The organism is Streptomyces sp. NBC_01445 (genome assembly GCF_035918235.1).
Lineage (GTDB): Bacteria > Actinomycetota > Actinomycetes > Streptomycetales > Streptomycetaceae > Streptomyces.
In genome coordinates this window covers 774,650-789,312 of record NZ_CP109486.1, presented here as the reverse complement: position 1 = coordinate 789,312, position 14,663 = coordinate 774,650, and the positions used below count along the sequence as shown (strand labels likewise).

Here is a 14,663-nt window from a genome sequence, read left to right as displayed (position 1 = left end):
GTCAGCGGCATTCGTTCGTGCCGGGGTTCGGGGTGTCCGGGCTGTCTGTGATGTCCGGGCTGTCACGAAGGCGTGCGTTCGCGACCATCACCTGGCCGAGCGCGATACCGCCGTCGTTGGTGGGCACCAGGCGGTGGGCATGGGCGTCGAAGCCCGCCCTGCGCAGCTCCACGAGGCAGTTGACCTGAAGGAACTCGTTGAGGAAGACGCCGCCGGAGAGCACCACTTGGCGGATGCCGGTGCGTTCGCGCAGCGCGCTGCACCGCTTGACGACCATGTCGACCACCGTGGAGTGGAAGCGCCGGCTGATGTCGGTGACGCCGGTGCCGCGTGCCAGGTCCGCGGCGATCGCCCGCACGAGCGGCCTCGGGTCGACGAGCTCGGTGTCGCCCTCCTGCTGGAGTCCGAAGGCGTAGGGCGCGGTCAGGGCGAGGTCGCGGCCCAGCAGCCCCTCCAGTTCGATCGGGCCGTGTGCCTCGTACTCGGCGTAGGCGCACACGCCGAGCAGGGCGGCCACCGCGTCGAAGAGCCGTCCCATGCTGGACACCGGCGGGGCCTGGATGCCGCGTTCGGCCATGGTCGCGAACACGGTGCGCTTGCGGTCGTCGAGGATCTCCAGCGCGGGGAACGCGGCGACGGCCCGCTCGGGGGAGCCGAGTGCCTGCAGCGCGAGCGCGTATCCGGTGCGCACCGGCTCGGCCACCGCCTTGTCGCCGCCGAGCAGCGGGACCGGCCGTAGATGGGCCGCCCGGCGCACCGAGGCGAAGTCGCCGACGAGGAACTCGCCGCCCCAGATGGTGCCGTCCTCGCCGTAGCCGGCGCCGTCGAAGACGACGCCGATGGTGGGTCCGCTGAGCCGGTTCTCGGCCATGCAGGACGCCATGTGGGCATGGTGGTGCTGGACCTCGACGACGTCGTCGGGCCGGTCGGTCCCGGCCAGCACCCGGGCCCTGAAGGCGGGGTGCAGGTCGCAGGCGGCGTGCCGGGGCTTCAGCTCGTACAGTTCGGCGAGGTGGGCCGCGGCCTCGCGGTGCGAGGCGTAGGTCTCGTCGTTCTTCAGGTCGCCGATGTGCTGGCTGACGTAGACCTCGTTGCCGTCGCCGAGCGCGACCGTGGTCTTGAGCTCCGCGCCGTACGCGATGACCGGTCCGGCGATGTCGTCGACCTTCACCGGGTAGGGGGCGTAGCCGCGCGAGCGCCGCAGGAACGTGATGATCGGCTCGTCCAGGGCCGGGTGCACGGAGCTGCGTACCACCGAGTCGTCCACGCGGACGTGGATGTCCCGGTCGTGGTGCAGGATCAGGTCGGCGACCTCGAACAGCTCGGCCAGCGCGTCCTCGTTGCGGTACGCGATCGGCTGGCCGGAGATGTTCCCGCTGGTCATCACGAGGACGTCCGACTCCGGCCGGTCGAGAAGCAGTTGGTGCAGCGGAGCCGACGGCAGCATCACACCGAGGTTCGGGTTGCGCGGGGCGACCTCCTCGGGCAGTGCGCCCGGCAGCTTGCGCAGCAGCACGATGGGGCGGGCCGGGGAACGCAGCAACTCCCGCTCGGCGTCCGTGATGTGGGCGATCCCGGCCGTCTCGTCGAGGCCCGCGGCCATCACCGCGAACGGCTTGGAGTCCCGCTTCTTGCGGCGCCGCAGCCGGGCCACGGCCGCCGCGTCACGCGCGTTCACCGCGAGGTGGAACCCGCCGACGCTCTTGACGGCGACGATCTGGCCGTCGGCGAGCGCCCTGATGGTGCGCGTCAGCGCCTCTTCGGCCTCGGCCACCACCCCGTCGGGCGCGGACAGGGTCACCTTCGGGCCGCACCGCGGGCAGGCGGTGGGCTGCGCGTGGTAGCGGCGGTCCGCGGGGTTCACATACTCGGCGCGGCAGTCCTCGCACATCGCGAAGACGGCCATCGTGGTCTTCTCACGGTCGTAGGGCAGGCCCTTGATCAGGGAGTAACGGGGCCCGCAGTGGGTGCAGTTGGTGAACGGGTAGCGGAACCGGCGGTCGGCGGGGTCGAGGACCTCGCGCAGACAGTCGTCGCACACGTGCGAGTCCGGGGCGACGATGGTGTTCGCCCGCCCGGTGCGCCGGCTCTCCCGGATCTCGAAGCCCGTCGGCAGGTCACCGGCCGCCCGGGGCGTCCGCGACTCCACGCGCACCTCTTCGACGCGGGCGAGCAGCGGGGCGCGGTCCTTGAGCGCCCCCGCGAATTCCGCGAGTTCGCCGGCCCCGCCGGACACCTCGGTCTGGACGCCCAGCGTGTCGTTGAGGACCCAGCCTCTCAGGTCCAGGCCGGTGGCCAGGGTGTGCACGAAGGGCCGGTAGCCCACGCCCTGCACCACCCCGGTCACCCGGATCAGCCACTGCTCGGTCTCTGCCATGACTCCTCCTCGGGTCCTCGGATCAGCACAGCCGGGGAAGTTCGGCGCCCTGCAGTTCCTCGATCTCCTGGATCCGGCCGTCCTTGCCGGCCATCTCCACGACCGGCTCCGGGCGTGCGGTGACCTCGCCGACGATGACGGCGTCCTTGCCGTAGGGGTGGCTGCGCAGCACGCGCAGGACCTCGTCCGCGTGCTCGGGCGCCACGAACAGCGCCAGACAGCCCTCGTTGGCGCAGTTGATCGGGTTGATGCCGAGCATGTCCGCGGCCATCGCCGTCTCGAAGCTGATCGGCAGCGCCTCCTCCTCGACCCGTACGGCGTGGCCGAGGGCGGAGGCGTACTCGTGCAGCACCGCGTTGAGGCCGCCGCGCGTCACGTCGCGCATGGAGCGCACCGCGGACTCGGGCACCGCGCCGCGGACCGTGTCGATCATGTTGTTCAGCGGGGCGCAGTCGCTGAGCACGTTCTTCTCGAAGCCGAGGCCCTCGCGCACCGAGAGGAGATGGATGGTGTGGTCGCCGATGGGGCCGCTGAGCAGGATCTTGTCGCCTACGGCCACGTCCTTCATGCGCTTGGGCGGGGAGGTGAAGACGCCGACGCCGGTGGTGTTGAGGAAGATGCCGTCGGCCTCGCCCTCCCCGACGACCTTGGTGTCACCGGCGACGATCTTGATGCCCGCCTCGCGCGCGGTGTCCCGGACGGACTCCAGGGCGCGGTGCAGCCCGGAGAGCGGGAACCCGCTCTCCAGGATCATCGCCAGGGTGAGGTAGCGGGGCTCGGCGCCGGCCACCGCGAGGTCGTTGACGGTGCCGCACACCGCGATCTTGCCGATGTCGCCGTTGCCGAAGAACGGCGGGTCCACCACGAAGGAGTCGGTGGTCATGGCGAGAGCGCCGTCCAGCGGCGGGAGGATGGCGCTGTCCTCCATCTCGCCGAGGTAGACGTCCCCGAGCACCTCCACGACGAACTCGACGAGTTCCCGGCTGAGCCGGGCCCCGGTCCCGTGGTCAAGGACGATTTTCTGGTCCAGAAAGGACGTCGTGGCCGTCGGCAACGTGACTCCCGGTGGGGTCGAAGACGTACGCGGATGAGGGGGCGGCTGAAGCGGGGTGAGGCGGGGTGATGAGGGGGGCGGCGCGGGGAGGGGCGCCGCCCGTCGGCGAGGCCGGTCGCGGGTTCGCGGACCGAGGGCTCAGGGGGTGCGGAACACCTTGCGCGGCAGGTCGCCGTCGGCGTCGAGGACGCGGACGATCTCATCGGACGGCGCCACGGTCGCGCAGTAGCCGTCCAGCCAGTCCAGGGCGCGCACCTTGTCGTGCTCCTGGGCCGAGACGACGCAGTCGCTGGGGACCCAGACGTTGTAGCCGCGGAAGAACGCGTCGGCGGCCGTGGTCTGCACGCAGATCTGGCCCTGCATGCCGGTCACGATGACGGTCTCGACGCCGAGGGCCTGCAGCCGCTCGTGCAGGTCCGTCTCGTAGAAGCCGCTGTCCTTGTTCTTCTCGACGAGGATGTCGGTGTCGTCCAGGAAGACGGGCAGGATCTCGGCGCCCTGGGTGCCCTTCTGCGCGGGCAGTCGGCCGCCCTCGTACCGCTCGGCGACCGGGTCGTCCGCCTTGTTGATCAGCTGCAGGTGCAGCACGTGGTGGCCGCGCTGGCGCATGTCCTTGAGGAAGCCCGAGAAGCTGGGGGTGGCCTCCGCCACGGCGTCGATGCGCTCCTGGTTCTTGTTCACCAGGTCGTACTGAAGGTCATTGGTGAGGACCGCGACCTTGCTCATGAACACTCCTCGAATCGGTGTCAGGTCTCGAACATCCCGCCGCCGGTGGCGTCCCGGACAGTCGGGCAAAGCCCTTACACGGCCCGGTCAGGCCGTCCTCGCCGCCTCGGCGGGCGCCGTGGAGGCGGCCTCGGCCAGCGCCGACGGGGTGCGCAGCCGGTACACGTCGCGCACGTCGACACGGACGCCCGCGTCCCGCAGCAGGTGCACGACGCGCAGTGCGCGCAGCGAGTTGCCGCCCAGCTCGAAGAAGTCGTCGCCGGCCGCGACCTGTTCGCCGAACGCGGTGTGCCAGGCGGCGAGCACGGCGGCCAGCGTGCCCTGTGCGGACTCGTCCGCCACACAAGGGAGTTCACCGCCGGCGGCCCGGGGTGCGGGCAGCGCGGCCACGTCCACCTTCCCGTTCACGGTGAGCGGCAGCTCGGCGAGCGGGGTGACGGTGGCGGGCAGCATGTACTCGGGCAGCAGCCGGGCGGCGTGCCGGCGGACCTCGCGGGCGTCGGCCCCGTCCAGTACGGCGTACGCGTCGAGGGTGGCGTCCTCGCCGTTCGCGTCCGTGGGGCGGGTCAGCACGACCGCCGCGGCACGCACCGAGGGGTGGGTGAGCAGCACCGAGCGGATCTCGTCGAGTTCGATGCGGTGACCGCGCAGCTTGACCTGGCTGTCGAGGCGACCCAGATGCTCCAGGCGGCCGTCGGGCAGCTGCCGGCCCTTGTCGCCGCTGAGGTAGAGGCGGCCTTCGCCGTCCGGGTCGGGTACGAACCGCTCGGCGGTCAGCTCGGGCCGTCCCAGGTACTCCAGGGCGAGGCCGTCCCCGCCGACCGCTATCTCGCCCACGCAGCCGGGCTGCACCAGCCTGCCGCGTGTGTCGAGGACCCGCACGCTCCAGCCGGGCAGCGCGCGGCCCACCGACTGCGAGGAGGCGAGGGCGTCGGCGCGGGTGACGGTCTGGGCCGTCACGTGCACGGTGGTCTCCGTGATGCCGAACATGTTGACCATCCGGCACGCGGACTCCGGATGCGTGTCGAACCACGGGAGCAGGGCGCGGGCGTCGAGCGGCTCACCGCCGAAGACGACGAGCCTCAGGGCGAGCGGCGCCGGCGCCGCTCGCTCCAGGGGCAGCAGCCGGGAGAAGGCCGACGGGGTCTGGTTGAGCACCGTCACCCGTTCGTCGAGGAGCAGCGCGCGGAAGTCCTCGGGGGAGCGGCAGGTCCAGTACGGCACGACGACCAGGCGCCCTCCGGTGCCCAGAGCGCCCCAGATCTCCCAGACCGAGAAGTCGAACGCCGCCGAGTGGAACCACGTCCACACGTCCTGCGGGCCCAGGCGGAAGTCGTCGGCCGTGGCATCCAGGAGGCGCCCCACGTTGCGGTGCGGCACGACGACGCCCTTGGGGCGCCCGGTGGAGCCCGACGTGTAGATGATGTACGCCGGATCGTCCGGCCCCACCGTGCCGGGCTCCTCCCACGCGCCCTGTCCGGCGGCGAGTTCCCGCAGGCGCGGCAGGGTCACGGTGGCGTGGTCGGCGAAGGCGTTGCCGTCGTCCTTGCCGTCGTCCTCGACCACCACCAGGGACAGGCCCGCGTCGTCGGCGGTGTAGGCCAGGCGGTCGGCCGGATAGGTGGGGTCCAGCGGTACGTAGGCGGCGCCCGCCGTCATCACCGCGAGGAGCACCGACACCAGCTGTGCCGAACGGTCCAGGCACACCCCGACGCGGTCGCCCGGGCGCACACCGAGCCCTCGCAGAGCGGCCGCGAACCGGTCGCTCCTGTCGACGAGTTCGCGGTACGTCCAGGTGTGCTCGCCCTGCGGGTCTCTCAGGGCGACGGCGTCCGGGGTCTGCTCGGCGCGGTCCCGGACCAGCTGGTCGATGCGGCGCGGCCCGCTGTCCGCGGCGCGCGGGGTGCGGCCGAGATCCAGGATGCGGGCTCGCTCGGCCGGCTCGTGCAACGCGACGTCGGCCAGCGGGAGATTCTGGTCCCCGCACAGCAACTGGTGTGCCACTACGGCGAGTTGCTGCTCCAAGTCTGTCGGCAGCTGGTCCGCGGGCGCTCCGGGCAGGGTCCAGCAGTGCACCTGCGGGGTGCCGTCCGTGTCGGAGGCGGTGACCCGCACGGTGACCGGGTGGCGGGCGTCCAGCGCGGGCAGCCGCCGCACCGCGGGCACCGCCCGCGGCCGCAGGTCCACATCGAGGGCGAGCCGCGGCCCGCCGCCGTCCTGGGCACCGGTTTGCTCCGCCTGCTCGCGCACCCAGGCCCGGTAGGCGGACACCGGCTGGTCCTCGTCCAACGCGGCCACGCGGAGCGAGACGCGGCGCACCCCGTCGGTGGTGTGGACGGCGACGTCCAGGATGACCGGCTCGTCCTGCGCCCGCGTCCTGGCGGCGATCAGGAGCAGAGCCGCCGCCAGGTCCGCGGCCGTGGCCATGGCCCCGCCCGCTCCGAGCCCCGGGACCGGCACCTCCCGGCACCCGGGGTCCGAAGGGGTTCCCGAGCGGGCCAGGGGCCGCGCCGGGCCGAGGGCGGCCAGCGCGGCGCGGTCCAGGCGGTCGGGGCCGTCGTCGCCGGGGCCGGTCACGGCCACCAGATCCCGTACCCCGTCGGCGTATTCGAGCAGGGTGAGCCGGACACCTTCGCCCCCGTGACGGCCGTGCAGCTCGCGGGTGCGGCGGCGCAGGGCAGCGGGGCTGTCCGAGGGGGCGGGCACCGGCTCGGCCCACAGGCGCAACCGGCCGGGGCCGGGCCACGGGGCGCCGGCGAGCGCGGCGCGGCAGTCCTCGGCCGAGTATCCGGGGGCGACCGCGTACACGGCGGCGTGCCGGGCGGCGACCGAAGGGGAGTTGGACGACACGGGCGTCTCCTGACCGGTCCGGGTCAACGGGCGCTGTAGCCGGCGTCGACGGTGATCACACCGCCGGTGGAGTGACGGGACTCCTCGGAGGCGAGCCACAGGGCGGCCCCCGCCACATCGTCCGCCTCCACCAGCGTGTTCATGGGCATCTGCGTGATGAACTCGGCTTCGTGGTCGGCCGGTTCGATCCCGATGCTGCGGCCGATCTCCACCAGCATCCGGCCCTCCCACTCCTCGCCGTCGCGCACCGAGCCGGGGCAGACCGCGTTCACCCGCACCCGGTACGGCGCGTAGTCGAGGGCGGCGGCCTTCGTCAGGCCGACCAGGCCGTGCTTGGACGCCACGTAGCCGGCGAAGTTTCGGTACCCCACCAGACCGGCGGTGGAGGCGATGTTGACGATGGAGCCGGAGCGGGCCGCCACCATCGACGCCCCCGCGGCCTTCAGCATCCGCCAGGCGCCGTTGAGGTTGACGTCGATCATCACCGCCCACTCGTCCTCGGTGACCTCGTGCACGATCCGGCCCGAAGGACCCGCGATCCCCGCGTTGTTGACCAGCACGTCCAGCGAACCGAAGCGGTCCACGGCATCGGCCACCACCCGCTCGCAGGCCGCCGCGTCCCGCACGTCGGCGCGTGCGGTGAGCACGGCGGCCCCCTGCTCGCGGCACAGCCGGGCGGTGTGGTCGAGCTGGCTCGGGGTGGCCGCGGGGTAGGGGACGTGCGGGAGGTCGGCGGCGATGTCGACCAGGACCAGGTCGGCGCCCTGCGCGGCGAACGCCGTGGCGCAGGCACGCCCGACGCCCCGCCCGGCGCCGGTGACGATCGCGGTCCGGCCCGTGAGCCGTCCGCTCATGACGGCGTCCCGGCGCCGAGGAGCTGCCCGGCGAGCAGGTCGAGCAGCGCGGGCCACTCCTCCACCAGATACATATGGGCACCGGTGAGCTCCGCGACGGTCACCGTGCCGGTGGTGACCCGCTCCCACTCGGTGAGGTCGTCGGCCGACACCAGCCGGTCGGCGTCGCCGCGTACCGCGAGGACCGGCACGTCGAGGGGCTCACGCTCGACGTACGTGTAGTTCTCGTGCATCGCGACGTCGGTGCGCAGTGGCGGCAGCACCAGATCGCGCAACTCCGGCTCGTCCAGGGCCGGGTGGCGGTATCCGGCGATCGTGTGGATACCTGCGATGAACTCGTCGTCGGCCAGGCCGGTGATCCGCCCGCGGCGCAGTGTGCCCGGCCACGTCGCGCCGGAGGCCACCAGCGTCAGCCCGTCCCGCTCCGCGGCGAGCGCGCGCGTCGCCTCGTAGGCGAGCAGCGCGCCGAAGCTGTGTCCGAGGACGGCGACCTTGTCGAAACCGGCCGTCGCGGACCGCAGGGCGGGCAGGACCGCGTCCATCAGGGCGCCGAGCTCGGTGCACTCGGGCTCGGCGAACCGCTTCTCCCGGCCGGGCAGTTCGACCGGGAGCACCGTAAGGCCCTCGCGCTGCCCCAGCCACGGGTGGAAGAAGCTCGCTCCCGCACCGGCGGGTGCGAAGCACAGAACCGCCGCACTCAACATGTCTCTCCAAAATCCGTGGTCCGCTGGGTGGTGTGGATCGGACGGCGGTCGCTCAGGCGGGCGCCTGTTCCTCGTCGGCCGTCATCCGCTGCAGTACGGCCCAGGTGACCGCCTCGAGCGTGAAGTCGGCGTACAGGTCGCGCACCGTCATCTCGACGCCGAACTCGTCCCGCAGCCTGGCCGCGAGCCGCACCGCGAGCAGTGACTGGCCGCCCAGGTCGAAGAAGTTGTCGTGCACGCCGACGCGTTCCGCGCCGAGGAGCGCCGACCAGATCCCGGCGACCTCCTCCTCGAGCGGGGTGCGGGGCGCGACGTACTCGGTCGCGGCGGGAGCTTCGCCGTGCGCGGCGCCGCCGCGCACCGCGGGGATCTCCCCGTCGGGGACGGCGGTTGCCAGCAGCTGCGACAGGGGCTCGTCGGGCCGCTCGCAAGCCGCCTCCAGGATGGCGGTGAAGTGGCGGGCGACGCGGTCGGCGGTCGCGGCGTCGTACAGGCCGGTGCGGTACTCGAGGGCGGCCGTGCAGCCGCCGCCGGCGTCGGGGCGTACCTCGAGCACCAGGTCCGACTTGGCGGTCGACGTGTCGGCGGGGATCAGTTCGAAGTCGATGCCGGCGCTGCGCCAGTGGCTCGGCCGCGTGTTCTGCAGCACCAGCATCACCTGCGAACGCAGACCCTCGGCGCCAGGGCCGCCGTGCCCGCGCAGCACCTCGACGGCCTGCTCGAAGGGCAGCTCCTCGCGGTCGAAGGCGTCCAGGCAGGTGTCGCGGGTCCGGCCCACCAGCGCGGCAAAGCCCTCAGTGCCGGACACCTGAGTGCGCAGCAGCAGCGGATTGACGAAGTAGCCGATCAGCCCCTCCAGTTCGGGGCGGCCGCGGCCGGCCATGGGGGAGACGACCGTGATGTCCTCCTGCCCGCAGTAGCGTGCGAGCAGCGCGTCGAGTCCGGCGAGCAGCACCATGAACAGCGTGGCCCGCTCGGCGCGGGCAAGATCCTCGAGGCGAGCCGTGAGCGCGGCGGGCAGGGTGAAGTGGTGCACGGCGGCGTGCCCGGAAGCGTCGGCGTCCCGCTCCCGGTCGGCGGGCAGCGCGAGCGGCTCGGCGCCCGCCAGGGTCCGCGTCCAGTGCCCGGTCAGCTCATCGAGGGCGGCGCCGCTGAGCGCGTCACGCTGCCACACCGCGAAGTCGGCGTACTGGATGGGCAGTTCTTCCCACAGGGGCTCCACCCCGGCCAGTTCGGCGGCATACGCGTGGGACAGCTCCTGCAGCAGGATCGCCGAGGACGCCCCGTCGGTGACGATGTGGTGCAGCGCCAGGAGCGCGATGTGGTGCTCCGGTCCGAGCCGCAGCAGCTCCAGGCGCAGCAGCGGCCCGCCGCGCAGGTCGAAGGGCGCGAACAGCACCTTGTCGGCGTAACGCCGGAAGTCGTCGGGCCCGGCGTCGAGCACCGGGACCCGCAGTTCGCGCTCCGGCCGTATCACCTGCACCGGGTCATCGCCGTCCAGGGCGAAGACCGTGCGCAGCACCTCGTGCCGCGCCACCACCGCGTTCAGCGCCCGCTCCAGCGCCGCGCTGTCCAGCGGCCCGCGCAGCCGTACCGCCGCAGTGATGTTGTACGCAGCACGGTCGGGGTCCACCTGATGCTGCAGCCACAGGCTCTGCTGGGCGAACGAGGTCACCACCGTCAGCGAATCGTCGGCCGTCATCGTCACCCTCCCTGTCCGACTGCTCGGGCAGCCCTTACCGGGATGGTCGGTCGGCCCGGACGCGTGCGGCAGTCAGGCAATGTCCTGACTGCCGCACCGGCGTGCGGGCCTGTTGCATCCAAAGACCGCTCGCGGGGCCTCACCTGGGCGACGCGTGCCGATGCGATCCGTCCGCACCGCCGCCGGGGCCCTGTCCCCGGCCGCCCACCGAAAGGGGCTCGACCTCGTGTCCGAGACCACCACGGCCGCCGCGCAGACGCGGACGGTGACCGCCGCCGTCACAGGCCTGTCGGGATGGGGCGGCCATCTGCTGACCGCACCCGAGGTGCGCCGGCTCACCGGCACCGGCCCTCAGGACTGGGCGCGCTTCGCCCGCCACTGGGACGACCTCACCCTCGACACCTTCATGAAGGACGGGGGCACCTACCGCTACCGGCGCTACGGGCACTTCCGCCTCGACGCCCGCACCGGCGAGCTGACCGCGCAGCCCCATGCCCCCTACTTCCAGGACAGCGCCCTCAACCCGCTCAACGGCGGCATGCAGCGCAGCTTCGACCCGCTCACCGAGGCGTTCCTCGCCGACCCTCTGACGGCCGCCGTCGTGCACCTGCTCGGCGACGTGTTCTCCCGGGCCGAAGGCGTCCGGCTCTGGGATGTCAAGCTGCACCCGTTCCGGATCGTGACCAGCCCCGACCAGACCGGCAGGCCCGCCCCTCAGGGCCGCCACCGCGACGGCGGGGCCTACGTCACCTCGCTCCTGGTCAACCGCACCAACGTCAGTGGCGGCGAGAGCTCCCTCTACGACGACGACGGCAACCAACTGTTCGCGGTCACCCTCGGCGAACCCGGCGACCAGCTCCTGGTCGACGACCGCAAGGTGCTGCACGACGTGACACCCCTGGCCCCCGTCGACCCGGCCCGCCCCAGCCACCGCGACGTACTGATCGTCGACTTCGACCCCGTCCCGGCCGACGTGGAGGGACAGCGATGACCGAGACCCTGCCCGCCGACGCCTCCGCCCTGCAGCGCGCCGTGGCAGAGCTCAGCCCCGAGCGGCGCGCCCTGCTCGCCCGCCACCTGGCCCGCGGCAGGGCCGGCTCCGGCATCTCGGTCACGGCTCTGCCGCGCACCGGGGAAACCCAGCGCTACGTGGCATCCCCCGGCCAGCAGCAGCTCTTCTACCAGTACCAGCTCGACCCGTCCGCGGTGAACTACCTGCTGCCGATCGCGGTGCGGCTGCGCGGCGACCTGGACACCCAAGCGCTGGAGCGGGCCCTCGCCGCGGTCGTCGCCCGCCACGAGGCGCTGCGCACCCGCTTCGCGACCGACCCCGAACACGGCGTGGTGCAGGTCGTCGGCACCCCCGACGAGGTGCGCGTCGTGCTCGGACGCGGCCGGGCCCGCGCCGACGAGGTGCCCGCACTCCTCGACCGGATCGCCCGGCGCCCCTTCGACCTGTCCGCCGCGCCGCTGCTGCGCGCCAAGCTGTGGCAGCTCACCGACGACCCTGAGGCCCCCGACGGCCGCTCCTGGCTGCTGACCCTGTGCGTCCACCACATCGTCGTGGACGGCTGGTCGCTCGGCGTCCTCGTCGACGAACTCACCGAGGGGTACGCGGCCCAGCTCGCCGGGCGCCCCGCGAACCTGCCCGAACTCGCCGTGCAGTACCCGGACTTCGCGGCCGCCCATCACACATGGCTGGCCGGTGACGAGGCCGCACGGCAGATCGCCCACTGGCGCGAACAGCTCGACGGGGTGCTCCCCCTGGAACTCGCGGGCGACCGGCCCCGCCCGGCCAGGCCGACGTTCTCCGGCGCCGCCGTCCGCATCGACCTGGACGCCCAGCTCGTCGAGCGGGCCGACCGGCTCGGCCGCACCGAGAAGGCGACCCCGTTCATGGTGCTGCTCGCCGCGTACGCCGTGGTGCTGCACCGCTGGTCGGCCGCGCGGGACCTGGTCATCGGCACCGCCGTCGCCGGCCGCACCCGGCCCGAGTCGGAGCCGCTCATCGGCTTCTTCGTCAACACCCTCCCGCTGCGCGTGCCCGTCGACGGCGCCGCCTCCTTCCGCGAGCTGCTGCGCGCCACCCGCGACAGCAGCCTCGACGGCTTCGCCCACCAGGACGTGCCCTTCCCGCGGATCGTGCGCGAGGTCGGCGGCGAACGCACCAGCGGCCGCTCGGCTTTGGTGCGCGCCCTGTTCGCGCTGCGCAACGTCCCCCTGCGCCATCTGGAACTGGCCGGCGTGCGCGCCGAGACGCTCAACCTGCCCAAGACCGGGTCCGACATCGACCTGTCCCTGGAGTTCTCGCCCGCCGAGCACGGCGGGGGCCTGACCGGCTGGCTGTCGTACTCCTTCGACCTGTTCGACCAGGACACCGCCGAACGCATCGCCCGCGCCGTCCACCAGGTCCTCACCGCCGCGATCGCCTCCGACGGCGACACGGCCGTACGCGACCTGCCGGTCCTGACCGAGGAGGAGCACACCACGCTGGCCCGGCACTGGTCGGGCCGCGACGCGTCCGCCCCGGGCGGCGACGGCCTCCTCGACGCCTTCCACGCCCACGCGCTCGCCACCCCCGACGCCACCGCGGTCGTCGCCGACGTCCCGCCCCCCGCCACCGGGCACCGTCTCACCTACCGGGAACTGGACGAGCGGGCCGGCCGGCTGGCCCACCTGCTGCGGGCCCGCGGCATAGGCCCCGAGGACCGGGTGGCGCTGCTGCTGCCGCGCGGCCTCGACCTGTTGGTCTGCCTCCTCGCCGTGCTCAAGGCGGGAGCCGTCCTCGTACCGCTGGAGAGTGAGCACCCGGCGGGGCGCCTGGCCGGGATCGTCGCCGACGCCACGCCGTGCCTGGCCCTCACTGACACCCGGCTCGCGGCCCGGCTGCCCGAGGGCACGCCGGTACTCATCGTGGAGGACCTGCCCGCCCTCACCGCGCACCACCCGGCAACCGGGCCCGACGTGCCGGAACTGCCCGGCATCGGCGCGTATGTCCTCTACACCTCCGGCTCCACCGGCGCCCCCAAGGGTGTGCTCATCACCCGTGCGGGACTGGCCAACCGGCTGGCCGGCATGTGCGCGGACCTCGGCCTGGGCGCCGACGAGCGCGTGCTGCACAAGACCCCGTTGAGCGCCGACACCTCGATGTGGGAACTCCTGGTCGCGCTCCGTTCGGGCGGCCGCGTGGTGCTCGCCGCCCCGGGCCTGGGCACCGACGTCGACTACCTGTACTCCGTGCTCGCCCGGCACTCCGTCACCACCTGCTTCTTCGTGCCCTCGGCGCTGCGCCCCGCCATCGGCCTCGGCGGGCTGCCCCGCGCGGCCGCCGCCCTCAGGCTGGTGATCAGCGCCGGCGAGGAGCTGCCGGCCGACCTCGCCGACCAACTCCTCCTCCAGGTACCGCACATCCGCCTGGTGAACTCCTACGGGCCGACCGAGACCACCATCAACATCGCCGAGCACACCGTCACCGCGCCCGCCGCATCCCCCGTGCCCATCGGACGGCCCGTGCCGGGCGGCGACCTCTACGTCCTGGACGGCGCCGGCCGCGTGCAGCCCGTCGGCGTTCCCGGCGAACTCCACGCGGGCGGCGTCCAGGTGGCGCGCGGTTACCTCGGCCGCCCCGCCCAGACCGCCGAGGTCTACGTCCCGCACCCCTTCGTCCCCGGCGCCCGCGTCTACCGCACCGGTGACCGGGCCCGCTGGCGCCCCGACGGGACCCTGGAGTTCCTCGGCCGCACCGACCACCAGGTCAAGATCCGCGGCTTCCGCGTCGAACCCGCCGAGGTGGAGACCGTGCTGCGCGCCCACCCCCAGGTCTCCGACGCCCTCGTCCTGGCCGCCGAGGCCCCGGACGGCGGCGCCCGCCTGATCAGCTATGTGACCGTGGCGCCCGGGCAGAGCGCGCCGGACACCCCGGCCCTGCGCACGCATCTGCGCGCGGCGCTGCCCTCGCCGATGGTCCCGGATGTCTTCGTCGCGCTCGACGCCTTCCCGCTCACCCCGTACGGCAAGATCGACCGGGCCTCACTGCCCCGGCCGGGCCGGGCCCCGGCAAAGGAGCGCCGGGCGCCCGCGGACGACCTGCAGCACGTGCTGGCCGGTGTCTGGGAGCAGACCCTGGAGATCACCGACGTCTCGGTCGACGACGACTTCTTCGAACGCGGCGGCCACTCGGTGCTCGCCACCATCGTCGTCTCCAGCATCCGTGAACTGTTCCGGCTCGAACTCCCCCTGCACTTCTTCGTCGAGGCACCCACCGTCGCCACCCTCGCCACGCTGATGCGCGCCGAGGGAGCCGAGGCAGGCATCGACGTGGACCGGGTGGCCGCCCTCGTGCGGCAGGTGCAGAGCATGTCGCACAACGAGGTGCAGCAGAAGCTGGAGGGCTGAC

Annotated in this window: 9 protein-coding genes; 2 read left to right on the top strand and 7 right to left on the bottom strand. The window is 73.2% G+C overall.

Features of this window, described 5'->3' with window-relative positions; genetic code table 11:
* Nucleotide 1 precedes the first annotated feature (1 nt).
* The 7 genes from hypF to OG574_RS51850 form a co-directional block, all read right to left on the bottom strand.
* Nucleotides 2–2,377, bottom strand: a complete 2,376-nt coding sequence (hypF, locus tag OG574_RS51880; RefSeq protein WP_326779329.1) for a carbamoyltransferase HypF — start codon at nt 2,375–2,377, stop codon at nt 2–4.
* Nucleotides 2,378–2,399: 22 nt separating this feature from the next.
* The gene (hypE, locus tag OG574_RS51875) at nt 2,400–3,431 is read right to left on the bottom strand and encodes a hydrogenase expression/formation protein HypE (RefSeq protein ID WP_326779328.1); all 1,032 of its coding nucleotides are present in this window, start codon (nt 3,429–3,431) and stop codon (nt 2,400–2,402) included.
* A 138-nt stretch (nt 3,432–3,569) separates the two neighbouring features.
* Nucleotides 3,570–4,157 (bottom strand): isochorismatase family cysteine hydrolase, encoded by a 588-nt coding sequence (locus tag OG574_RS51870; protein ID WP_100596225.1) that lies wholly within the window; start codon nt 4,155–4,157, stop codon nt 3,570–3,572.
* 87 nt (nt 4,158–4,244) lie between these two features.
* Complete coding sequence (locus OG574_RS51865; RefSeq protein ID WP_326779327.1) at nt 4,245–7,007, bottom strand: amino acid adenylation domain-containing protein; 2,763 nt, start codon at nt 7,005–7,007, stop codon at nt 4,245–4,247.
* Nucleotides 7,008–7,030: 23 nt separating this feature from the next.
* Nucleotides 7,031–7,861, bottom strand: coding sequence for an SDR family oxidoreductase (locus tag OG574_RS51860; RefSeq protein WP_100596226.1), 831 nt, complete (start codon nt 7,859–7,861; stop codon nt 7,031–7,033).
* Nucleotides 7,858–8,565 (bottom strand): thioesterase II family protein, encoded by a 708-nt coding sequence (locus OG574_RS51855; RefSeq protein ID WP_326779325.1) that lies wholly within the window; start codon nt 8,563–8,565, stop codon nt 7,858–7,860. Before OG574_RS51855 ends, OG574_RS51860 begins: the two co-directional genes overlap by 4 nt.
* A 52-nt stretch (nt 8,566–8,617) precedes the next feature.
* Nucleotides 8,618–10,267: a condensation domain-containing protein gene (locus OG574_RS51850; protein WP_326779324.1), complete on the bottom strand. Its 1,650-nt coding sequence runs from the start codon at nt 10,265–10,267 to the stop codon at nt 8,618–8,620.
* A 226-nt stretch (nt 10,268–10,493) separates the two neighbouring features.
* Here OG574_RS51850 and OG574_RS51845 point away from each other — a divergent pair, with 226 nt between their 5' ends.
* Nucleotides 10,494–11,258 carry a 2OG-Fe dioxygenase family protein gene (locus OG574_RS51845; RefSeq protein WP_326779323.1) on the top strand — a complete coding sequence of 255 codons (765 nt, stop codon included), beginning with the start codon at nt 10,494–10,496 and terminating at the stop codon, nt 11,256–11,258.
* Nucleotides 11,255–14,662: a non-ribosomal peptide synthetase gene (locus tag OG574_RS51840; RefSeq protein WP_326779322.1), complete on the top strand. Its 3,408-nt coding sequence runs from the start codon at nt 11,255–11,257 to the stop codon at nt 14,660–14,662. Before OG574_RS51845 ends, OG574_RS51840 begins: the two co-directional genes overlap by 4 nt.
* Nucleotide 14,663 lies beyond the last annotated feature (1 nt).